Here is a 20,468-nt window from a genome sequence, read left to right on the forward strand (position 1 = left end):
CCGTCGTGGCTCGGGCGACGTGCGTCGATGGAGTCATCGACGGGTCGTCGTCTTCGCGGCGTGGCCGGCTTGCCGCCCCCGCACTGTCGCGTTGTTCTGGGCCAGGCGTCGCGTGAGGGCCTCTCGGCTGATACCCCGCGACATCGCGTAGGATTCGTCGCGGTGCTTCATCCCGGTGATCGCCCCGACCTCGTCCGGATGCAGTGAGAGCCCGAATTCCTCGGCCCAGAACGCCCCCTCAGTGGCCGAGACCGAGAACTGCCGTTCAGTCGGGAAATCGTGGGAATGATAGACCACGGCGCTATCGACATAGGCTTTCTGGAAGCCGAGCTTGAGCATCTCGAACGCCCAGACCTGATCCTCGCCCCACTCCACCTCCGGATAGGGGATTTCCTGCCAGACCGCGCGGGCCATAGCGGAGTTGTTGTCCGAGTAGAACATCAGGGTCGCCCACCACGCGACACTGCCCGGATGGATCCAGCTCGGGAGGCCAATGTCGAGGTCCACGACCGGCGATATCAGAGCGAGCTGATCGAAATGCTCCTTCATGTCGCGCCGCGTGAAGGGATCGTGCTCCGGATAGGCCTCGTGGCGGCCGATCACCCCCGCGACCCGCGGGCCCATCGCGAAGCCGCCGATGAGGTTGGCGAGCCAATGCTCGTCCTTGGGACGGGCATCCTGAGTGAGCACCGCCACGTACTCGCCCTCGGTCTGCGAGATGGCGTAGTTGCGCGTCCGGCCATGCTGGAACTCACTGTTGGGGATGGTCTCGAGGCGGATCCCCCGGTCGGCATAGCGCCGGACGAGGTCGCAGGTTTGGTCCCGTGAGCCGCTATCGACGACCAGCACGTCGTAGGCGAAGTCGCAGGACTGGCGAGCTAGCATGTCGAGAACCGGTCCGAACGCTTCGCCGGCGTTGTAGGACGGGATCACGATCGAGGCCTTCCTGCGGTTGACGAGGGCGGGGGCACGCGCCAGCACTGTCCCAGCATCGATCGGACGGCTGCCGACCTGCTCCAGGCGCTCCAACAGCGCGGATTCGACCCGGCGCGCGCTCGTCTCCCACGACAGGCCCGACACGTAGGTCAGACCGGCTGCCACCTGGGCCGCCCGCTTCGCAGGATCCTTCGCCAGGGCCTCGATGCAGGCGGCGATGGCGGATGGTACAGGCTTGGCGAGCGATACCTCGTCACCCGAGAATACCGCGCGCGTGCTCGGCACGTCGAGCTCCACCAGGGGCAGTCCACAGGCCATCATCTCCAGGGGAACCAAAGAATAGTTCGTAGCCGAGAAGACGATGCCGATATCGGAACAGCGGTAGAGGTCGCTCAGTCCCTCGCTAGACAGGATGCCATGATTGACGAACGGGAACTGGATCTCGCTGACGTCGAGATCGTCCTGGCCGAACAGGTGGACCTCAATGCCGGGAAGGCGCTGCGCCAGGTCGTTCAGCGCCGCGATCCCAAGGCGTACGGCGCGCCTCGGCGTATAGCCTCGCGCGTAGAAGGCGATTTTGATCGCCTGCGACGGAGCCGCAATGTTCGGGCGTGGGAAGTAGATGTCGTGGTCGACGGCGAGGTCCCAAGCGCGTGCCCAGATCCCGCGCTCCTCCATCAACTGTTGCAGCCAGCGCCCGGCAGCGAGGCAGGAGAAGCCGAAATCGTAGGTGAGTTCGGCGATCTGCTGGATCTCACCGGCCGGGTAGAAAGCTGGCTCATAATCCTGCACGAAGTAGAAGCGTTCCTGGAACGCGGCGGCGGTCGCAGCCGGGAAGGCGGTCCAGCAATCCGTGGCGATCAGTACGTCGCCCGAGAGCTGTCGCGTATCGTCGGGCAAGAACAGGACGTTCACCCGATCGCCGATCGGCTGATACCACTCCCGAATCCTGGACTTGGCATGCGCCTGGTCTCTGAAATGCACTGCGTTCTGGAGCCAGATCGTCTGCCGGTGGCCGAAGGTTTCGAGGAACCGGACCATTCGGAAAATCGACATGTGTCCGCCTGCGCCGGGGCTGCCGAAGCTCGGGACGATCCAGTGGATGTTCAGGCTGCGCGGGTCGTGCCGACGGTAGCGCGGCCGGAGCGGAACAAGTTCCTCGCGCGCCACCAGCGGGGTATCCCGCGGCCAGCGCTTCGCGATCGGCGCTCCGGCATTCCGCATCGGTGGGGACTGAACGCTCGGAGGCGGCAGGCGGTGACGGGTTTTTGTCGCGTAGCGCAGCGGCCGGTACCCCCCGGCGGCGATGAACAGGCCGATGATCCGCTCCAGCGCGTGTGCGAAGTTCCCTCGACGTGTCCCGCTTCCTCCTCGAAGGCGGCGCCGTCCTTCAGGATCTCGGCGAGCGGGAGGATGGCCTTCGTCCTGTACCACGCCATTGAGCCCGCAGGATAATCCCGCTGGTCGACGGAGCGTGGAAAGATGTCATGCGATTTTAGGAAATCTTCGATGGTCCGGCTGTTGTACTCGACCTCCATGAATTGTTTAATCTGGAAGTAATTGTTGGGATAGACGGCGCCTACCTTTTCATCGGCCGCGAAGGCGGACACGACCCGCGCCACAAGGCTGGCATCACCCAGAAGGCTGTCGAGCAGGTAGCGCCGCCACGCCGCTCCCCAGGCGATGTGCGGGCTAACCTTGGTATGCAGATGGCCGACCACGTCGAAGCGGGACCAGACATCGGCGCAGTCGACCAGGAACGGCTTGAGATCGCGCCCGATATTGGCGACGACACGCACCTCGTGCGACTGCAGCAGCCCTTCGCGCTGCAGCAGGTTTTCTACGTAGGTCGCATCCGCCTTCGTCACCGCCGTGACTAAGATGTGCGCTGAATGCGGCAGGTTGTGCAACCCAGGCAGAAACTCCTGGAACAATTCCGGGTAGTAGCAATGGACGTGAAGGCAGAGCGACAGCTTGTCATCGCCTGCAATCACTACATCGTCGAGGACGATCTGGTGGTCCGGATGCGTCGTATGGCCGGCCTTGCGGCCGTAATTCACGTAATGTAACAGTGGGTTATCGTGCTGCTGCGCGCCACGCAGGTAACGGCGGCGATAGTATTGCGTATCGAAGTTCGGCGCAAGGTCGCGGTTCTCACCGTATCCGTGATCCATGTAATGATCGAACGGATCGTAGCCGGCCCAGCTCGCCTCATCATTCATCGAGACGTAGAAAGTTTCGTCGAACAGCGCACGACACTGGGCGACGATGTCTGGATCCGAGCGCCACCCAGCCTGCGATAGTGGTGCGGTGAAGGTCTGGGCCGGCGCCGTGGTCTGATACCGGCCGTAGAGGCGCAGGCAGACCGCCGCCGCGTCGACACCGGGCTCCGCGGCCTCGGGGTGCGAGGCGGTGAAGGCCGGGACATCGAACTTCGGGTCTGGCTGACGCTTCTCTGCCGCGCCGTGGCGGAGATAGTGGATGAGTGGATTGGCATCCGAATTCGACACGTCGCGGTACTGCGCGCGATAGTAACGTGTATCGAAATACGGCGACGGATTGAGACCTGCCCTCCAACCGGTCCTGCAGTAATGCTCGGCTGCATCAACCGAATCGTCGATGTTGGCAGCAATACGGTAGAACACTTCGTCGAAATAGACAGTGCCTGCAATTTCGGCGGCTTCACGCCGAATCTTAACGTCTTTATTGCCTGCCTTATTTAGGCGACGGAGAATAGTTGTGATTTGCATAATTAACCCAAAATTTAGGCGTTGACGACATAGCGCGACACGAGTCGCGGCGTACTCAACGGTAGGCGTACTGGCAGCTAGACTCGCTAGCGGATGAGCGCATCGATCGCGGCATCGAGTTGTTGCGGATCGATGGAGAACGATTTCTGGTATAAGTTATGGGGGTCGTCCGCGTCCGGGGTCCCGAACAGCACGTGATAAGCGTGGTTGCATACTGCTGCCTGGTCCCAGAAGAAAGGTTCATGCCAACCGCTCGGCGCAAGGTAGAGCAGCGGTGTGCCCGGTAGGCAGAACGCCGTGCTCGTCATGCTCGCCCCCATGATCCCAACAACGACCTCGGCTTGCGCGAAAGCCTCGATCTGTTCGCGTAACGACAGGCCCTCAGTGGTGAGTTCCGTGAAACCGCGCGAACGGAATATCGCCGAGAGATCCGCGGCATTGGTGAGGCGGCGCGGCCACCGGTCCGCTCGGTTCACGAAGAGCCGTCGCATCGGCAAGCCACTCGCAACCGATCGCCTACCGAGATCCCTAACATAGGTCATCGCATGCGGATTCTTGAGAAACGGGTGCAAGGAGCAGGGTGTGACGTACAGTAGGTCCTTCACTCTGAGCGGGATATCGGGATCTATGAAGCGGCTCACGCAGGGTCGCGAGCCTGCAGCGAGAACCATGCCCTCCTGCCTGACGGCATCAATTGCCTCGCTCATCTGTGAGAAAATACAGATGGTGGGACGATCAATAAACTCAAGGCCGGCATGACGCGATAGATCATCAACTAACCAATGGCCATAATTAAAAGACCCAACCGATCCAAAAAATACGACCTGTGAAACGCTATCTTCGATCGCATGGATAGTTTTGCTTTTCAATTGTTCAGCAAGCGCGGTTCCCTTTTCCTGTCGATCAATGATGCGAAAATTTTCGTACAGCGGCGATATTTCGTTATTTGATTGAACAAATATCATATTTTTCCAGATGATAGCTGTCTCGATGCGAACTAAATAAGATGGGCTTGAACTCGTATATCGATTGTTAATATCTGTGTAATGCTTTAAAAGCTCGTCGACATCGCCGGAAGTCGGCCCAATGACACGCTTAGGCAAGGGGCGCCTGATGGCTTGGCGTGCGAAGATAGGACGCAAGACTTGAAATTCTGACTTCGCAGGAGCAGATACTTCATGGATGCGCTCGAATGAAATGTGAGGATCGTGCCATTCTTCTTGTATATAAAGATTGTGGGGAGCGCAGGATACGCCTTCGTGAGCTTGACGGTTCATTGGGACATCCGGCTTCGCGGTATTCAAAGAAAATTTTACGTCGCCATGATGTAGTACCGCAGGAATGTCAACGCACCTCTCGACGCGAGATTGGCCGAAGGTTATCGGTCGTTATCAGGATTTATGAATGTATTTTAATGATGATATAAAATACAAATCTTTATAATATTGGTTATATTTAAATAATAACTACATATTTTAAATATAAAAATTTATTAATTTCAAGTTATATTAGATATAAATACAAAATAGAAAACATAATTGTAAATTATAGAAACGATTAGGGGATGAAAGGGAGATTTGTTTTACTATTTATAGCAGAATTTTATTAATGCCCTATCGTCGAATTACATCATAATTGAATAAAGCGCATTGATATGCTGAATTCGATTTGGCAGGCGCACTACGCGAACGGCCTGATCATCGTGCGTTTTACAAGACGTGGGGCTCGGCCGACGGCTCGTCGGCATTACATTCAGGCAGGATACCACCTATGCGCGCCGAGGCATCGTCGTCGCCGCGACAACGAGCGATCTGGCAACTGCCACCGCTTAGTCCCTGCGACTTGGCCGGACATTCATGCCGGATCCGATTCTTCCGGCTGTCCATGACGCGGGGAGCGGAGGTTCACGTCGTTGTGGACGAGCCAAGTGGCCAGCAGTCGCAATTCCCCCTCCAACGCCTCCCGCGCCCCCTCCACCACCCCCGGCTCCCAATGCACGGCATGCACCAAGAGCCTCCCCCCAGCCCGATCCGTCTTCAAATCCACCCGCCCCACCAAGGCCTCCCCGAACAGGAAAGGCAGCACGTAATACCCGTACTGCCGCTGCGCCGCCGGGGTGTAGATCTCGATGCGGTAGCGAAAACCGAACAGGCGCTCGGTGCGGGCGCGCTCCCAGACCAGGGGGTCGAAGGGGGCGAGCAAGGCTCGGGCCGAGACGCGGCGGGGGGTTTGGGCGTCGCGGTGGAGGTAGGCGGGGGGCCAGCCGGGCACCTCGGCCGGGAGCAGGAGGCCCTCCTCCACCAGCCGGGCGATGGCCGCGGCGGCATCGGGCGCGTCGAGGCGGAAATAGTCGCGGAGTTCTGACGCCGTGGCGAGGCCGAGCGCCCGGGCGGAGAGGGCGACCAGCTGGGCCTGCGCCTCCGCCTCCGGCACGTCGGGCAGGGAAAAGATGTCCGGTGGGATCACCCGCTCGGTGAGGTCGTAGACCCGCTCGAAGCTGCGCCGCCGCGTCGCGGTGGTGACGTGGCCGGCGTAGAACAGCCATTCGAGCATGCGCTTGGGCTCGCTCCATGCCCACCAGCCGGCCCGGCCGGTCTGGATGTCGGAGGCCGAGAGCGGGCCTTCGTCGCGCAGCCGCGCGAGCAATGCCATCGCCTCGAGCCGGCGCTCGGTGGCGAAGGTCCGCATCGCCCGGTAGCCGGCCTCGCCCCGATCGGCCCGGGCCATGCGCCAGCGCAGGAGCGGGTGGAGCGCGAGCGGCAGGAGCGAGCATTCATGCGCCCAGTACTCGAACAGCCGCCGGTCGCGCCTTGGGCCCCAGGCGCGGCGGTCGAGGACGCTCGTGTCGTAGGCGCCGAGCCGCGAGAAGGCCGGCAGGTAATGCGCCCGCACCAGAACGTTGACGCTGTCGATCTGGTGCAGGCCGAGCCGGTCGATCGTGGCGGCGAGGTGCCGGGGACCGGCGGTGGCAGGGCGTGCGGCATGAAATCCCTGCGCCGCCAGGGCGACCCGGCGGGCTTCGGAAGGCGTCAGCCGCACGATCCCCATCGGTTTTAGATCTTCCGCACGGCCCCGTGGGCGGCGCTGGTGGTCATGCTGGCGAAGGCCCGGAGCGCGGCGCTCACCTTGCGCTTGCGCGGGGCGGCGGGCTGCCAGCCCTTCGCGGTTTGCGCGGCGCGGCGGCGTTCGATCTCGTCGGAATCGACCGCGAGGTGGATGCGCCGGTTCGGGATGTCGATCTCGATCCGGTCGCCCTGCTCGACGAGGCCGATCAACCCGCCTTCCGCCGCTTCCGGCGAGACGTGGCCGATCGACAGGCCCGAGGAGCCGCCCGAGAAGCGCCCGTCGGTGACGAGCGCACAGGCCTTTCCGAGGCCCTTCGACTTCAGGTAGCTCGTCGGATACAGCATCTCCTGCATGCCGGGGCCGCCGCGGGGGCCCTCGTAGCGGATCAGCACCACCTCGCCGGCCTTGACCTTGCCGCCCAGGATGCCTTCGACCGCCGCGTCCTGGCTCTCGAAGACGTGGGCCGGGCCGGAGAAGCTGAGGATGCTGGCATCCACGCCGGCGGTCTTCACGATGCAGCCGTCTTCCGCCAGGTTGCCGTAGAGCACCGCGAGGCCGCCATCCTGCGAATAGGCGTGGGCTGAATCGCGCACCACCCCGCCCTCGCGGTCGAGGTCGAGCTCGTCGAAGCGGGAGGCCTGGCTGAAGGCGACCTGGGTCGGGATGCCGCCGGGGGCCGCGCGGTAGAACTCGCGCACGCTCTCGCTGGTGGTGCGGGCGACGTCCCAGCGCGCCAGCGCCTCCTTGAGGGTGCCGGAGCCGACATTGCCGACATTGGTGTCGATCAGGCCGGCCCGGTCGAGCTCGCCGAGGATCGCCATGATGCCGCCGGCGCGGTGCACGTCCTCCATGTGGACGTTGGCGACGGCGGGCGCGACCTTGCACAGCACCGGCACCCGGCGCGACAGCCGGTCGATATCGGCCATGGTGAAGGGCACCTCGCCCTCATAGGCCGCGGCGAGCAGGTGCAGCACCGTGTTGGTCGAGCCGCCCATGGCGATGTCGAGGGTCATGGCGTTCTCGAACGCCGTCATCGAGGCGATCGCGCGCGGCAGCACGGACGCATCGTCCTGCTCGTAATGGCGCTTGGCGAGATCGACGATGAGGTGGCCGGCCTCGACGAACAGGCGCTTGCGGTCGGCATGCGTCGCCAGGACCGAGCCGTTGCCGGGCAGCGACAGGCCGAGCGCCTCGGTGAGGCAGTTCATCGAGTTGGCGGTGAACATGCCCGAGCACGAGCCGCAGGTCGGGCAGGCCGAGCGCTCGATCACCTGCACGTCCTCGTCGGTGACGCGGTCGTCGGCGGCGGCGATCATCGCGTCGACGAGGTCGACCTTCTTGATTCCGGTCGAGAGGTGGACCTTGCCGGCCTCCATCGGCCCGCCGGAGACGAAGACCACCGGGATGTTGAGGCGCAGCGCCGCCATCAGCATGCCGGGGGTGATCTTGTCGCAGTTCGAGATGCACACCATGGCGTCGGCGCAATGCGCGTTGACCATGTACTCGACCGAATCGGCGATCAGGTCGCGGGACGGCAGCGAGTAGAGCATGCCGTCGTGGCCCATCGCGATGCCGTCATCGACCGCGATGGTGTTGAACTCCTTGGCGACGCCGCCCGCCGCCTCGATCTCCCGCGCCACGAGCTGGCCGAGGTCCTTGAGGTGGACGTGGCCGGGCACGAACTGCGTGAACGAGTTCACCACCGCGATGATCGGCTTGCCGAAATCGGCGTCGGTCATGCCGGTGGCGCGCCACAGGCCGCGGGCGCCGGCCATGTTGCGGCCGTGGGTGGTGGTGCGGGAGCGATAGGCGGGCATGGGAACTCTTCTAAGGGAGGCTCCCTCGCGTCATGCCGCCGCCGGCCCGTCTCCCGCAAGTCCTTCCATGCAGGTCTGGTCCGCGACCGGTCGCTACTTCGAGCAGCCGATGCAGATGCCCTTCATGATCGCGTCCTCGCGCTTGGCCTCCCGGCGCATCTGCGGCGAGACGGTGGCGGTCTCGTTCGGACCGAGCGCGCCGGGCTTGGGCACCGTCTGCCCGGTGCCGGCGGTGTTGGGCGCCTTGATCGTCGAGGCCGGCCCGCCGCCGGTGCCGGTCTCGCTCACCTGCGCGAGGGCGGGGAGCGGGGCGAGGATCGCGAGGGCGAGAAGGGGCGTGAGAAGGGTGCGGGCCGACATGGGGTGGGTCCTTCGAAAAACCTGGCCTGAGTCGACGCGGGGCACACGGCGAAGTTCCCGACGCGTGGTCACGCTTCGCGCGCGCGAACCCTTCCCCGCAACGCGGGATCCCCTCTCCCGTGTGGGAGAGGGGATCCCGCGCGCGATTCCCAAAGGGATTTCCCCCGGCCAGCCCCGCCTCCGCGGGAAAGGGATCGGGTGCGCGGGCCATCGACGCGGGGCGGCCGGCGAAAGCGGGGGCGGCCAACCTATATCCGCCCTCATGGACACCCCCGCCGAGAGCCGCCTCGATCGCCTGCGCCGCGCCGCCAGCGCCCGGCTCGGGCCTTTGCGCCACCTGCCCGCCCTGTTTCGCCTCGCGCTCGCGACCGATCCGCGGCTGACGGCGGCGAGCCTCGCCCTGCGCCTCCTGCGCGCCGGGCTGCCGGCGCTGATGCTCTACATCGCCAAGCTCGTGGTCGACGCCGTGGTGGCGGGACGTGCCGGGCCGCCGCCGGAGGCCGGGTGGCTCGCCGATCCGCGGCTGCACCATCTCGGGATGCTCGTCGGGATCGAGCTCGGGCTCGCGGTCCTGTCGGACCTCCTCGGGCGGGCGACCGCTTACGTCGACGGCGTGCTGGCGGAGAAAGTCGGCAACGCCACCTCCCTGCGCCTGATGACGCATGCCGCCGCCCTCGACCTCGAGCAGTTCGAGGACAGCGCGATCCAGGACCGGCTCGAGCGGGCCCGGCGCCAGGTGGCGTGGCGCTCGAACCTGATCGGGCAGTTGCTCGGCCAGCTCCAGGACCTCGTCACGGCGATCACGCTGGCGGTCGCGGTCGGCACGATGCTGCCGGGGCTGGTGCTGCTCCTGGTGCTGGCCCTGATTCCGGCCTTCCTCAACGAGCTGCACTTCAACGCCCGCGGCTACCGCCTGGCCTTCCGCCGCAGCCCGGACCGGCGCGAGACCGACTACCTGCGCTACCTCGGGGCGGACGCGGCGAGCGCCAAGGAGGTGAAGCTGTTCGGCCTCGCCGCCCACCTCGCCGCGCGCTTCCGCGACCTCGCCGCCCGGCTCCTCGCCGAGAACCGGGAGCTCGCCCGCCACCGGGCGCTCGCCGGCGGCGCCTTCGCGACGCTCGGCACGCTCGCCTACTACGCCGCCTACCTGGTCATCGCCGGGGAGGCGCTCGCCGGCACGCTCACCGTCGGCGACCTCACCTTCCTGGGCGGCGCCTTCCTACGGCTGCGCGGCCTCGTCGAGGGGCTCTTGCTCGGCGCCTCGCAGGTGATGGGCCAGGCCCAGTATCTCGACGACCTCTTCTCGTTCTTCACCATCGCGCCGACGATCCGCTCCGGGTCGCGCCCGGTGCCGGAGCGCCTGCGCACGGGCTTCGTGTTCGAGGATGTGGGCTACCGCTATCCGGGCCAGAGCCGCTGGGCGGTGCGCCACCTCTCGCTCGCGATCGGGGCCGGCGAGGTGGTGGCGCTGGTGGGCGAGAACGGCGCCGGCAAGACCACGATCGTCAAGCTGCTCGCGCGGCTCTACGCCCCCACCGAGGGGCGCATCCTCCTCGATGGCCGCGACCTCGCCGAATACGACATCGAGTCCCTGCGCGCCCGGATCGGCGTGATCTTCCAGGATTTCCTGCGGTTCGACTTCACGGCCGGCGACAACATCGCGGTCGGGCGGATCGAGGCGCGGGAGGACCGCGAGGGCATCGCGGCCGCCGCCCGGCGGGCGCTCGCCGATGCGGTGATCGAGCGGCTGCCGGCGACCTACGACCAGCGCCTCGGACGGCGCTTCGAGGACGGGGTCGAGCTGTCGGGCGGCGAGTGGCAGAAGGTGGCGATCGCCCGCGCCTACCGGCGCGACGCCGCGATGCTGGTCCTCGACGAGCCGACGGCGGCGCTCGACGCCGCGGCCGAGGCCGAGATCTTCCGCCGCTTCGCCGACCTCGCGGCGGGCCGCACCGCGCTCCTGATCTCGCACCGCTTCTCCACCGTGCGCCGGGCCGACCGGATCGTGGTGCTCTCCGGCGGACGGGTGCTGGAGGAGGGCACGCATGCCGACCTCGTGGCCCGCGGCGGCCGCTACGCCGAACTCTTCGAGCTGCAGGCGGCGGGCTACCGCTGAGGCGCTCCCGCGGCCCACCGCGCCGCCTCGTCGTCGGCGAGGTCGGCCGCATCGGCGATCCGCGCGCGGGCGGTCCGGTCCGGGCGCGCGGCCCTGCGGGCGATCGACGTCTCGAACCGTGTCAGGGCCGCGCGTCGAGGAACGCCAGCACGCCGGCCTTGTGCACCTTGTCGCCGACGGCGAGGTTGTGATCGCGGTCGGGGATGTCGAGGGCCTTCGCCTCCGGGATCAGGGCGGCGAGCGCCGGGCCCGAACCCGCAACGGTGTCGGTGGTGCCGACCGCGACCAGCACCGGCACCTCGATCTGCGCCACCTCCGCCCGCGACAGGGTCTGGCGCGAGCCGCGCATGCAGGCGGCGAGCGCGCGCAGGTCGCTCCCGGTCGATTCGGCGAAGACCCGGAACATCCGCGCCGTCGGATCGGTGACGGCGTCGCGGGAGGGGGCCTCCATCGCCTCCGAGATGCCGGGGGGCAGCCCCCTCCCCTCGACGAGGTGGATGCCCAGGCCCCCGAGCAGCGCCGAACGGACGCGGTCCGGGTAGGCGAGCGCCAGGAAGGCGGTGATCCGCGCGCCCATCGAGTAGCCCATCACGTCGGCGCGGGGGATCTCGAGATGGTCGAGGAGCCGGCGGGCATCCTCGGCCATCAGGTCGGAGCCGTAGGCCTCGGGCTCGTAGAGCTTGCCGCTGCGGCCGTGGCCGCGGTTGTCGAGGGCGATCACCCGCCGCCCGGCCCCGGTCAGGCTGCGCACCCAGGAGGTGTTGACCCAGTTGACCGCGTGGTTCGACGCGAAGCCGTGGATCAGCAGGATCGGATCGCTCGCACCTTCCTTGGGGGCGACGTCGACATAGGCGATCGGCACGCCGTCCGAATCGAAGGTCTGCATGGGCGATGGGCTCCTGCGCGGGGTCGAGGCCGGCTTAGAGCATTTTCCGACGAAGTGGAAACCGGTTCGTCGGAGAAAATGCGACAAAACAAAGACTTAGAGAGCTTCGCGATTGCAACGCGATCGTGAAGCTCTCTAGCGCAGGGGCGGGCGGGCCCGCAACGCGTAGCAGGACCGCCGGCGGACGTCCCTATTCCGGCGGCGTCCGGACCGCGACGCCGAGCATCGCCTCGAACGGCAGGATCATCGCGCCCTTGTCGCGCGCGCCGTGGCCGTGGCGCAGAGCCATCTGGTAGGTCGCGGTGGCGGCGGCCGTCACCGGCAGCGGGAAGCCGCCCTCCGCGCCGACCGCGGCGGCGCTGACGAGGTCCTTGTAGGCTTTGGCCAGCGGGTAGCCCTCGTCGAACGCGCCCTGCAGGATCCGCGGCACGAAGTATTGCGAGGCGTAGCTGCGGCTGGTGCCGGTGGTGACCACGGTCGCGAGCCGCGCCGGGTCGAGGCCCATCGCCACCGCCATCGGCAGCACCTCGGCCAGGGCCGCGATGTTGATGTCGTAGATGACGTTGTTGACGGTCTTGGTGAGCTGCCCGCTGCCGAGGGGGCCCATGTGCAGCACCTGCGTGCCGATCCGGGCGAGCAACGGCTCGGCTGCGGCGAAGTCCTCCGGCGTGCCGCCGCACATCACCGTGAGGGTCGCGGCCTCGGCGCCGGCCGGCGCGCCGGAGACCGGGGCGTCGAGGAAGCGCAGGCCCCGGCCCGCGAGCGCCCGGCCGAGGCTCACCGCCGTCGCGTGCGCGATGGTGCTCAGGTCGATCACCAGGGCGCCGGGCGCGAGACGCGCCGCGAGCCCGTCCGGCCCGAGCAGCACCGCCTCGACCACGTCGCCGTCGGGCAGGCACAGGATCAGCACGTCGGCGCCGGCCGCCGCCTCCCGGTCGGTCGTGGCGATCAGCCCGGGCCCGTCGAGCCCGGCGACCCGCGCCGGATCGGAATCGATCGCCACCACCGTGTCGGCGCCCTCCCCCTTCGCGGCGAGGTGGCGGGCGATCGGGCGGCCCATCTGGCCGAGGCCCATCAGGGCGATGCGGCGGCTCATCGTGCGGTTCCTCCGTCGTGGCTTTCTACCGCGATACCGCGTCGGCGGCACCGATGCGCGGGGTGCCGGCGAAAAAGGCGTCGCGCCCGGGCGAGGCTTGAGCCCGGCCCCGCCCCCCGGCATAGGGACGCCATGACACCCGAACCCGACGCCCCCCGCCTGGTCCCCCGCCCGCACCAGGTCGAGGCGATCCGCGCCATCCTGGCGGCGCGGGCCGAAGGGCGGCCGGGCTTCCTCCTCGGCGACATGACCGGGCTCGGCAAGACCCTGTCGGTCTGGGGCGCGATCGCGGCGATGCCCGAGCGGGCGGTGCTGATCGTCTGCCCGAAGGGCGCGATGCCGCAATGGCGCCGCACGATCCGGGATTCGGGTCTCGCCGACAAGGACGTGACGCTCCTCAACTACGAGCGCACCAAGTCCCTGCTGGCGCTGCCGGCCGCGAGCGGCCGCCGCTCGGTGCGGGCGAAGAACAACGAGCTCGCCAAGCTCGGCCGGCCCAAGCGCGTCTGGCCGCTGGTGGTGTTCGACGAGGCTCACCGCCTGCGCAACCCGACCTCGCAGCAGGGCCAGGCCTGCCGGCGCATGGCCGAGGCCGCCGCCTTCACGGTCTATGCCAGCGCCACCGCCGGCCAGGCGCCGCACGAGCTGTCCTATCTCGGCGCGCTGCTCGGCCACGCCGTCGGCCGGCCGGTGGAGACCACCGCCGACTTCCGCGCCCTGATGCAGCACCTCGAGATCGGCCGGGCCAAGGGGCGCTGGCAGAACTGGTCGTGGGAGCCGAACGCCCGCGACCAGGAGACGATGGCCGGCCTGCTCTATCGCGGCCCGGACGCGATCGGGCTGCGCCGCCGCCCGGCCGACATCGCCGGCTGGCCCGAGGTGCAGCGGGACCTCGCCCCCACCGCGCTCTCGCCCGCCGACCAGCGGCTCTACGACGCGACCTGGCGCGAGTTCCGCCGCGAATGGGGCCTCGCCGGCGGCTCGAACCGGCGCGCCGCCGGCTGGGCGGCGGACCTGCGCTTCCGCCAGAAGGCGAGCCTGATCCGGGTCGCCGGCACGGTCGACCTCGCCGAGGACCTGCTGCAGGCCGGCGAGCAGGTCGCGGTCTCGGTGGCGTTCCTCGAGACCGGGGCGGCCCTGGTCGAGGCCCTCACCGGCCGCGGCTGGTGCGCCGGCACCATCGACGGCACGCGGACGGCGGAGGCCAACGAGGCGGTCCGGGTCGCCTTCCAGCGCGGCGAGCTCGACGCGGTGGTGTTCACCGTCACCGAATCGATCTCGCTCCACCGCAACGAACTGCCCGGCGGCGAGCGCCCGCGCAGCCTGATCGTCCACGACATGCGCCACAGCGCGATCCAGCTCAGCCAGATCGAGGGCCGCTGCCACCGCGACGGCGAGCGCGCCGCGATCCTGTTCGCCTACGCGGAGGGCACCGTGGAGGAGCGGGTCTCCGCCACCGTGATCGCCCGCATGGCCGGGATGGACAGGATGGCCGGCGAGGATACCTCTCTCCTCGACGCCATCGGGCGGATCATCGATGGTGAGGCCGGCTGATCCCGGCCGTCGAGAGGAGGCACGCGATGGTGACGCGAGGGTTCACGGGGCGCCGCCCGCCGCGGCCGGAGGCCGAGCGCCTGCCGCCGGGCCAGTACCTGACCGAGGATTTCCCGGTTCTCCAGCTCGGCCCGACGCCGCGCATCGATCCGGCCCGCTGGAGCTTCACCCTGCGGGAGGGATCGAAGCCCCTCAAGAGCTGGACCTGGGCCGAGTTCGAGGCCCTGCCGCGCACCCGCTGGAAGGGCGACATCCACTGCGTCACCAAGTGGTCGAAGTTCGACACCGCCTGGGAGGGCGTGACGATCGACGACCTGCTGGCGGCGGCCGGGATCGCGGCGCCGACCGCCTACCTGCTGGCGGAGGGCTACGACGACTACACCACCAACGTGCCGGTCGCCGACCTGACGGAGGGCAAGGCCATGGTGGCGACCCGCTACGCCGGCGAGCCGATCACGCCCGACCACGGCGGACCCGCCCGCCTGCTGGTGCCGCACCTCTACTTCTGGAAGAGCGCCAAGTGGGTGAAGGGCCTGCGCTTCACGAAAGTGGACGAGGCCGGGTTCTGGGAGCTGCGCGGCTACCACATGTACGGCGATCCCTGGCGCGAGCAGCGCTTCACCGGCGATTGAGGCTCCGCACGCCTTGAGCGACTCCCTCCGTCCCGTCCACGACCTCATCCTGAGGTGCCCACACAGTGGGCCTCGAAGGAGGGCTCCAGCCGTCGCCGTGATGTCTGGAAGGCTCCTTCGAGGTCAGTCGATCGTCGATCGACTGACACCTCAGGATGAGGTCGCGGGTGGGACGACATCCTCGATCGCAGCCCTCCCCGTCTTCGAGGCAGGGCCTTCGCGCCATGAGGCTCCGCGATGGCCCTGATCTGGCAGGAATCCCGGATCGTCGCCGCCGCTCCCGAGACGCCGCGGGTGCGGCGCCTCACCCTGGCGGTCGGCTGGGACCGGCCGTTCCGGGCCGGACAGCACGTCGACGTGCGGCTGACCGCGCCGGACGGCTACCAGGCGCAGCGCAGCTACTCGATCGCCTCCTCGCCGACGCGCCCCGAGGCGATCGACCTCCTGATCGAGCGCCTCGACGACGGCGAGGTCTCGGGCTTCTTCTCCGACGTGGCCGAGCCCGGCGACGCGATCGAGCTGCGCGGGCCGATCGGCGGCGCCTTCGTCTGGGAGCCGGCCCAGGGCGGGCCGCTGCTGCTGGTCGGCGGCGGCTCCGGGGTGGTGCCACTGCTCGCCATGCTGCGCCATCGGGCGGAGGCCGCGCCCGACGTGCCGGCCCTGCTGCTCTACTCCGCCCGCACCGCCGCGGACGTGATCGCCCGCGACGAGCTGATCCGCCGCGACTCCGGGGAGCCGGGATTCGGGCTGCGGCTGGCGCTGACCCGGGAGCCCGGCGGCCGGCGGATCGACGCCGCCCGGATCGGCGAGTCGCTCGCCGCCCTCGGGGCCCCGGCCCACACCTTCGTGTGCGGGAGCAATCCCTTCGTCTCCGCGGTCTCCGACCTCCTGGTCGATGCCGGGGTGCCGGCGGCCACGATCCGCACCGAGCGCTTCGGAGGAGAGACACCGTGACGGAGATCACCGGCCGCACCCGCGTCTTCGCGATCCTCGCCGACCCGATCGCTCAGGTGAAGGCGCCGCAGGGCCTCAACCGCCTGATGGCCGAGCGCGGAGTCGACGGGGTGATGGTGCCGCTCCACGTCGCGGCCGCCGACCTTCCCACGGTGGTGGCGGGCTTGCGGGCGACGCGGAGCTTCGGCGGCGCCATCGTCACGGTGCCGCACAAGACCGCGATCGTGCCGCTCCTCGACGCGGTGAGCGACGCGGCCCGGCTCGTCGGCGCCGTCAACGCGGTGCGGCGCGAGCCCGACGGCCGCCTCGTCGGCGAGATCCTGGACGGCGCCGGCTTCGTGGCGGGCCTGCGGGCGGCGGGCCACGACCCGCGGGGAGCGAGCGCCTATCTCGCCGGAGCGGGGGGCGCGGCGAACGCCATCGCGTTCGCGCTCGCCGAGGCCGGGGTGGGCCGCCTCACCGTGCACAACCGCACGCCCGCGCGAGTCGAGGATCTGTTCGCGCGCCTGCGCCGGCTCCATCCCGCCCTGCCGCTCGCGAGCGCCGCCGATCCGGCCGGCCACGACCTCGTGGTCAACGCGACCTCGCTCGGCCTGCGGCCGGACGATCCCCTGCCGCTCGACCCCGCCGGTCTCGCGGCCGATCAGCTCGTCGCAGAGATCATCATGCAGCCGGCGAAGACCCCGCTCCTCGCGGCCGCCGCCGCGCGGGGCTGCCGCACCCATCCCGGCCTGCCGATGCTGGAGGGCCAGCTCGCCCTGATGGCGGATTTCCTGCGCATGCGCCCTTGACCGGCGGGGCCTCCCGCGCGAGGGCCCCGGCATGATTTCGACAGCCGTGAATTCGTCAGCCCAGAATGCCGTCATGACCCAGTCCCTGATCGACCGCCTCGGGGCACGCCTCGGCCCCGCCGGCCTCCTCACCGAGGAGGCCGACATGGCGCCCTTCGCCATCGACTGGCGGCGCCTGTTTCCGGGCCGGCCGGCCTGCGTGGTGCGCCCCGCCTCCACCGCCGAGGTCGCCGACGTGGTGCGGCTGTGCGCCGAAGCCGGGGCCGCCCTGGTGCCGCAGGGCGGCAATACCGGGCTCGCCGGCGGCGCGGTGCCGGACGGCTCCGCCACGCAGGTGGTGCTGTCGCTCGCCCGCATGAACGCGATCCGGGGGGTCGATCCGGTCGGCCTGACGCTGACGGCGGAGGCCGGCTGCGTGCTCAAGCTGGCGCAGGACGCCGCCGAGGCGGCCGGCAGGCTGCTGCCGGTGAGCTTCGCGGCGGAGGGCTCGGCGCTGGTCGGCGGCGTGATCGCCACCAATGCCGGCGGCATCAACGTGGTGCGCTACGGCATGACCCGCGGCCTCGTCCTCGGCCTCGAGGTCGTGCTCGCCGACGGCAGCATCGTCGACGGCCTCCGGGCCCTGCGCAAGGACAATGCCGGCTACGACTGGAAGCAGCTCTTCATCGGCACGGAAGGGACGCTCGGCATCGTCACGGCGGCGGTCCTGCGCCTCGTGCCCAAGCCGCGCCACACCGCGACGGCGCTGCTCGCCGTGCCCGATCCGGCGGCGGCCCTGCGGCTGTTCACCCTGGCCCAGGAGGAGATCGGCGACAGCATCCAGGCCTTCGAGCTGATCTCCGGCACGTCGCTCACCCTCGTCGAGACGCATGCCGGCCTCAGGAGCCCGGTCGGGACGGCGGGCTGGACCGTGCTGATCGAGGCGGCCTCGTCGCTCTCGGGCCTGCGCGAGGCGATGGAGGGGGTGCTCGGCACCGCGCTCGAGCGCGAGGACGCGCTCGACGGCGTGCTGGCCGAATCCGGCCGCCAGGCCGCCGACCTCTGGGCCCTGCGCGAGCACGTCACCGAGTGCGAGGCGCGCGCGGGCAAGAGCGTCAAGCACGACGTCTCAGTGCCGATCACCGCGATCCCCGCCTTCCTCGACGAGGCCGGCCGGGTCCTGGAGGCCGGCGCGCCCGGCACCCGCGTCAACGCCTTCGGCCACATGGGCGACGGCAACATCCACTATAACGTCTTGATCGGGCCGGAGCACGCCTCGGAGGCGATCAACGGCCTCGTCCACGGGGTGGTGGACCGCTACGGCGGCAGCATCTCGGCCGAGCACGGCATCGGCCAGTACCGCGTCGCCGAACTCGCCCGCCACCGCCATCCGGACGAGATGGCGCTGGCGCGCCGGATCAAGGCGGCGCTCGACCCGCAGGGGCTGATGAACCCCGGCAAGGTGCTGGCGCGGGGGTAGGCAGCCCTCCCCGCCCGGGCGTCACTCCCGCTCGAGCGCGAGGCGCGACAGGCTGACCAGGCTGGCGACGCCCGCGAAGGCGGCGCCGAGGCCGAGCGCGAGGACGGGGCCGTGCGCGGCGGCGAGCGCGAAGCAGGCCGCCACCAGGGCCGCCCCGGTGGTCTGGCCGACGAGCCGCGAGGTGGCGACGATGCCGCTGGCGCCGCCGGAGCGCGCGGCCGGCGCGCTCGTCATGATGGCGCGCAGGTTCGGCGCCTGGAAGAAGCCGAAGCCGGCCCCGCACAGGGCCATCCGCCAGGCGATGCCCCAGACGTCCGGCGCGGCCGGCAGCAGCGCCAGCGAGGCCATGCCGACGGCGAGGAGCGCGAGGCCGATCCCGCCGAGGAGACCCGGCGGGTAGCGGTCCGACAGGCGGCCGGCGACCGGCGCCATCAGGGCGACCACCAGGGGCCAGGGCGTCATCAGGAAGCCGGTCTCGACCTGCGAATGTCCCAGCGCATGCTGGAACAGGAACGGCAGCGACACGAAGGCGAGGCCCTGCGCGGCGAAAGAGCAGACTGAGGTCGCCGCCGACAGCGCGAAGAGCGGACGGCGGAAGAGGTCGACGGCGAGCATCGGGGCCGGGTGGCCGGCCTGCCGGCGCAGGAGCAGGGCGCCGCAGGCGAGCGCCCCGGCGAACTCGGCGAGCACGCGCCAGAGCGGCCCGGCATGGGCGGCCTCGCCGAGGACGAGGACGAGGAGCGCGAAGGTCGCGGCGTTGAGGAGCGCGGCGACCCCGTCGAAGGCGTGGCCCGAGCGCCCGGTCTCCGGCAGGGCGCGCCGGGCGAGCGCCAGGGCGGCGAGGCCGATCGGCAGGTTGACGGCGAAGAGCCACGGCCAGGACGCCACGAGCAGGATCAGCGAGGCCGCAGTCGGCCCGAGGGCGAAGCCGACGCCCACCACGAAGGCGTTGAGGCCCATCCCCCGCCCGAGCTGGTGGGGCGGGGTGACGAAGCGGATCAGCGCGACGTTGACCGCCATCAGGGCGCTGGCGCCGACGCCCTGGAGCACCCGGGCGGCCACCAGCGCCGGCAGCGACCAGGCGAGCGCGCAGACGAGCGAGGCGACCGTGAACAGTGCCAGGCCCACGAGATAGACCCGCCTCTGCCCGACGATCTCGCCGAGCGCCGCGATCGGCAGGAGCGTGGCCACCACGGCGAGCTGGTAGGCGTTGACGATCCAGACCGAATCCGCCGGATCGACGCCGAGATCGGCCGCGATCGTCGGCAGCGCGGTGTTGGCGATCGCGGTGTCGAGGGTGGCGAGCGCGACGCCGGCGAGGATCGCGGCCGTCGCCCGTCTTCTCCGGGCCGGCGTGAGCTCGGAGGGGGCGGAACGGGCGGAGGGGGAGAGGACGGAGTCGGTCACGGCATCCGTTTGCGCCCGCGGAGGCGTCGCCGCAAGCAATCACACGGAACAGGTTGGTTCGGGCAGGTCGAAGATCCTCGAGAAGCGGGCGCGGGTCTTCTCCCCTCCCCGGGGGCGGGAAGGGGAGACACTTTCTCGTCCCCCCGACTTTCCCGACGGCTCAACCCGTCCCCGGATCGGCCTCGACCTTCTGCCGGTCGCCCGCATTGGCGCCCGACGTGTTGGCCTCGCCGTCGCCGTCCTGCGGCACTGCCGCCACGCCCTTCAGGTCGTCGGCCGTGATCTTGTCCCGGCGCGCCTTGTCCCGCTCCGCGGATTCGTCCCTGCGCTCGGCCATCTCGCTCTCCTCAACCATCGGTCTCGCCTCCGGTCTTCTCGGTCCGGTATTCGCCGTCCGCCACCTTGCGGCCCTCATGCGGACCTTGCGCGGCGATCTGGTCGGAATGACCGCCGGAGCTGCCGCCGACCGAGACCGGCGGGCGGCCGGGGGTGCCGGCGGAGGACCAGTCATTCTTCAGCTCGGCCTCGTCGCGGCCGCCGCCTTCCTGCCGGGTGATCGCCGCCTGCTCGGGAGTCTGGTGGCCGCCGCCGACGGCGGGCTCGCCTCGGCTGCCGACCGCGTCGTCGGGCTTCCTCGTCATCGC

At 69.1% G+C, this 20,468-nt stretch carries 17 protein-coding genes; 6 read left to right on the plus strand and 11 right to left on the minus strand.

Features of this window, described 5'->3' with window-relative positions; translation table 11 throughout:
* Positions 1-33: 33 nt before the first annotated feature.
* The 6 genes from HPY23_RS19770 to HPY23_RS19795 form a co-directional block, all read right to left on the minus strand.
* Positions 34-2,106, minus strand: coding sequence for a rhamnosyltransferase WsaF family glycosyltransferase (locus tag HPY23_RS19770; protein ID WP_200601775.1), 2,073 nt, complete (start codon positions 2,104-2,106; stop codon positions 34-36).
* Positions 2,043-3,686, minus strand: coding sequence for a rhamnan synthesis F family protein (locus tag HPY23_RS19775; RefSeq protein WP_200601776.1), 1,644 nt, complete (start codon positions 3,684-3,686; stop codon positions 2,043-2,045). The genes HPY23_RS19770 and HPY23_RS19775 overlap by 64 nt, the downstream gene beginning before the upstream one ends.
* 86 nt (positions 3,687-3,772) lie before the next feature.
* On the minus strand, positions 3,773-4,963 hold the full coding sequence (locus HPY23_RS19780) for a glycosyltransferase family 61 protein (protein ID WP_091881424.1): 1,191 nt from the start codon (positions 4,961-4,963) through the stop codon (positions 3,773-3,775).
* Between the two features lie 577 nt (positions 4,964-5,540).
* Entirely contained in the window at positions 5,541-6,725 is a 1,185-nt protein-coding gene (locus HPY23_RS19785; protein WP_413231114.1) for a winged helix-turn-helix domain-containing protein, read from the minus strand.
* 14 nt (positions 6,726-6,739) lie between these two features.
* Positions 6,740-8,569, minus strand: coding sequence for a dihydroxy-acid dehydratase (gene ilvD / locus HPY23_RS19790; RefSeq protein ID WP_091881430.1), 1,830 nt, complete (start codon positions 8,567-8,569; stop codon positions 6,740-6,742).
* A 93-nt stretch (positions 8,570-8,662) separates the two neighbouring features.
* The gene (locus tag HPY23_RS19795; RefSeq protein WP_091881432.1) at positions 8,663-8,929 is read right to left on the minus strand and encodes a hypothetical protein; all 267 of its coding nucleotides are present in this window, start codon (positions 8,927-8,929) and stop codon (positions 8,663-8,665) included.
* Between the two features lie 262 nt (positions 8,930-9,191).
* Here HPY23_RS19795 and HPY23_RS19800 point away from each other — a divergent pair, with 262 nt between their 5' ends.
* On the plus strand, positions 9,192-11,045 hold the full coding sequence (locus tag HPY23_RS19800; protein WP_091881435.1) for an ABC transporter ATP-binding protein: 1,854 nt from the start codon (positions 9,192-9,194) through the stop codon (positions 11,043-11,045).
* A 121-nt stretch (positions 11,046-11,166) separates the two neighbouring features.
* Here the strand turns inward: HPY23_RS19800 and HPY23_RS19805 are convergent, their stop codons facing one another.
* Together HPY23_RS19805 and HPY23_RS19810 are read right to left on the minus strand one after the other, a co-directional pair.
* Entirely contained in the window at positions 11,167-11,931 is a 765-nt protein-coding gene (locus HPY23_RS19805; protein WP_091881437.1) for an alpha/beta fold hydrolase, read from the minus strand.
* A gap of 190 nt (positions 11,932-12,121) precedes the next feature.
* Entirely contained in the window at positions 12,122-13,027 is a 906-nt protein-coding gene (locus tag HPY23_RS19810; RefSeq protein ID WP_060846883.1) for an NAD(P)-dependent oxidoreductase, read from the minus strand.
* A gap of 132 nt (positions 13,028-13,159) precedes the next feature.
* Between HPY23_RS19810 and HPY23_RS19815 the strand changes: the two genes are divergently transcribed.
* The 5 genes from HPY23_RS19815 to HPY23_RS19835 all read left to right on the plus strand — a co-directional run bounded on the left by HPY23_RS19815 (position 13,160) and on the right by HPY23_RS19835 (position 18,417).
* Complete coding sequence (locus tag HPY23_RS19815; protein WP_091881440.1) at positions 13,160-14,581, plus strand: SNF2-related protein; 1,422 nt, start codon at positions 13,160-13,162, stop codon at positions 14,579-14,581.
* Positions 14,582-14,607: 26 nt separating this feature from the next.
* Entirely contained in the window at positions 14,608-15,213 is a 606-nt protein-coding gene (locus HPY23_RS19820; RefSeq protein WP_060846885.1) for a sulfite oxidase-like oxidoreductase, read from the plus strand.
* Positions 15,214-15,450: 237 nt separating this feature from the next.
* A complete protein-coding gene (locus HPY23_RS19825; protein ID WP_091881443.1) occupies positions 15,451-16,167 on the plus strand; it encodes an FAD-binding oxidoreductase in 717 nt (238 codons plus the stop codon).
* Complete coding sequence (locus HPY23_RS19830) at positions 16,164-16,958, plus strand: shikimate dehydrogenase family protein (protein WP_091881445.1); 795 nt, start codon at positions 16,164-16,166, stop codon at positions 16,956-16,958. The genes HPY23_RS19825 and HPY23_RS19830 overlap by 4 nt, the downstream gene beginning before the upstream one ends.
* A gap of 73 nt (positions 16,959-17,031) precedes the next feature.
* The gene (locus tag HPY23_RS19835; protein WP_091881448.1) at positions 17,032-18,417 is read left to right on the plus strand and encodes an FAD-binding oxidoreductase; all 1,386 of its coding nucleotides are present in this window, start codon (positions 17,032-17,034) and stop codon (positions 18,415-18,417) included.
* Positions 18,418-18,438: 21 nt separating this feature from the next.
* Here the strand turns inward: HPY23_RS19835 and HPY23_RS19840 are convergent, their stop codons facing one another.
* From HPY23_RS19840 to HPY23_RS19850, 3 genes are all read right to left on the minus strand, one after another.
* The gene (locus HPY23_RS19840; protein ID WP_091881452.1) at positions 18,439-19,824 is read right to left on the minus strand and encodes an MFS transporter; all 1,386 of its coding nucleotides are present in this window, start codon (positions 19,822-19,824) and stop codon (positions 18,439-18,441) included.
* A 160-nt stretch (positions 19,825-19,984) separates the two neighbouring features.
* Positions 19,985-20,161, minus strand: coding sequence for a hypothetical protein (locus HPY23_RS19845; protein ID WP_167543914.1), 177 nt, complete (start codon positions 20,159-20,161; stop codon positions 19,985-19,987).
* 10 nt (positions 20,162-20,171) lie between these two features.
* Positions 20,172-20,465 (minus strand): hypothetical protein, encoded by a 294-nt coding sequence (locus HPY23_RS19850; protein WP_091881454.1) that lies wholly within the window; start codon positions 20,463-20,465, stop codon positions 20,172-20,174.
* Between the last annotated feature and the right edge of the window lie 3 nt (positions 20,466-20,468).

Source organism: Methylobacterium ajmalii (genome assembly GCF_016613415.1).
Classification (GTDB): Bacteria; Pseudomonadota; Alphaproteobacteria; order Rhizobiales; family Beijerinckiaceae; genus Methylobacterium; species Methylobacterium ajmalii.

Bases quoted from the DNA above. Each gene is read 5' to 3' on its own strand.
- ilvD (WP_091881430.1), bottom strand. From the start codon at position 8,569: ATGCCCGCCTATCGCTCCCGCACCACCACCCACGGCCGCAACATGGCC.
- HPY23_RS19795 (WP_091881432.1), bottom strand. From the start codon at position 8,929: ATGTCGGCCCGCACCCTTCTCACGCCCCTTCTCGCCCTCGCGATCCTC.
- HPY23_RS19850 (WP_091881454.1), bottom strand. From the start codon at position 20,465: ATGACGAGGAAGCCCGACGACGCGGTCGGCAGCCGAGGCGAGCCCGCC.
- HPY23_RS19775 (WP_200601776.1), bottom strand. From the start codon at position 3,686: ATGCAAATCACAACTATTCTCCGTCGCCTAAATAAGGCAGGCAATAAA.
- HPY23_RS19825 (WP_091881443.1), top strand. From the start codon at position 15,451: ATGGCCCTGATCTGGCAGGAATCCCGGATCGTCGCCGCCGCTCCCGAG.
- HPY23_RS19820 (WP_060846885.1), top strand. From the start codon at position 14,608: ATGGTGACGCGAGGGTTCACGGGGCGCCGCCCGCCGCGGCCGGAGGCC.
- HPY23_RS19845 (WP_167543914.1), bottom strand. From the start codon at position 20,161: ATGGCCGAGCGCAGGGACGAATCCGCGGAGCGGGACAAGGCGCGCCGG.
- HPY23_RS19815 (WP_091881440.1), top strand. From the start codon at position 13,160: ATGACACCCGAACCCGACGCCCCCCGCCTGGTCCCCCGCCCGCACCAG.
- HPY23_RS19805 (WP_091881437.1), bottom strand. From the start codon at position 11,931: ATGCAGACCTTCGATTCGGACGGCGTGCCGATCGCCTATGTCGACGTC.
- HPY23_RS19810 (WP_060846883.1), bottom strand. From the start codon at position 13,027: ATGAGCCGCCGCATCGCCCTGATGGGCCTCGGCCAGATGGGCCGCCCG.
- HPY23_RS19835 (WP_091881448.1), top strand. From the start codon at position 17,032: ATGACCCAGTCCCTGATCGACCGCCTCGGGGCACGCCTCGGCCCCGCC.
- HPY23_RS19780 (WP_091881424.1), bottom strand. From the start codon at position 4,963: ATGAACCGTCAAGCTCACGAAGGCGTATCCTGCGCTCCCCACAATCTT.
- HPY23_RS19800 (WP_091881435.1), top strand. From the start codon at position 9,192: ATGGACACCCCCGCCGAGAGCCGCCTCGATCGCCTGCGCCGCGCCGCC.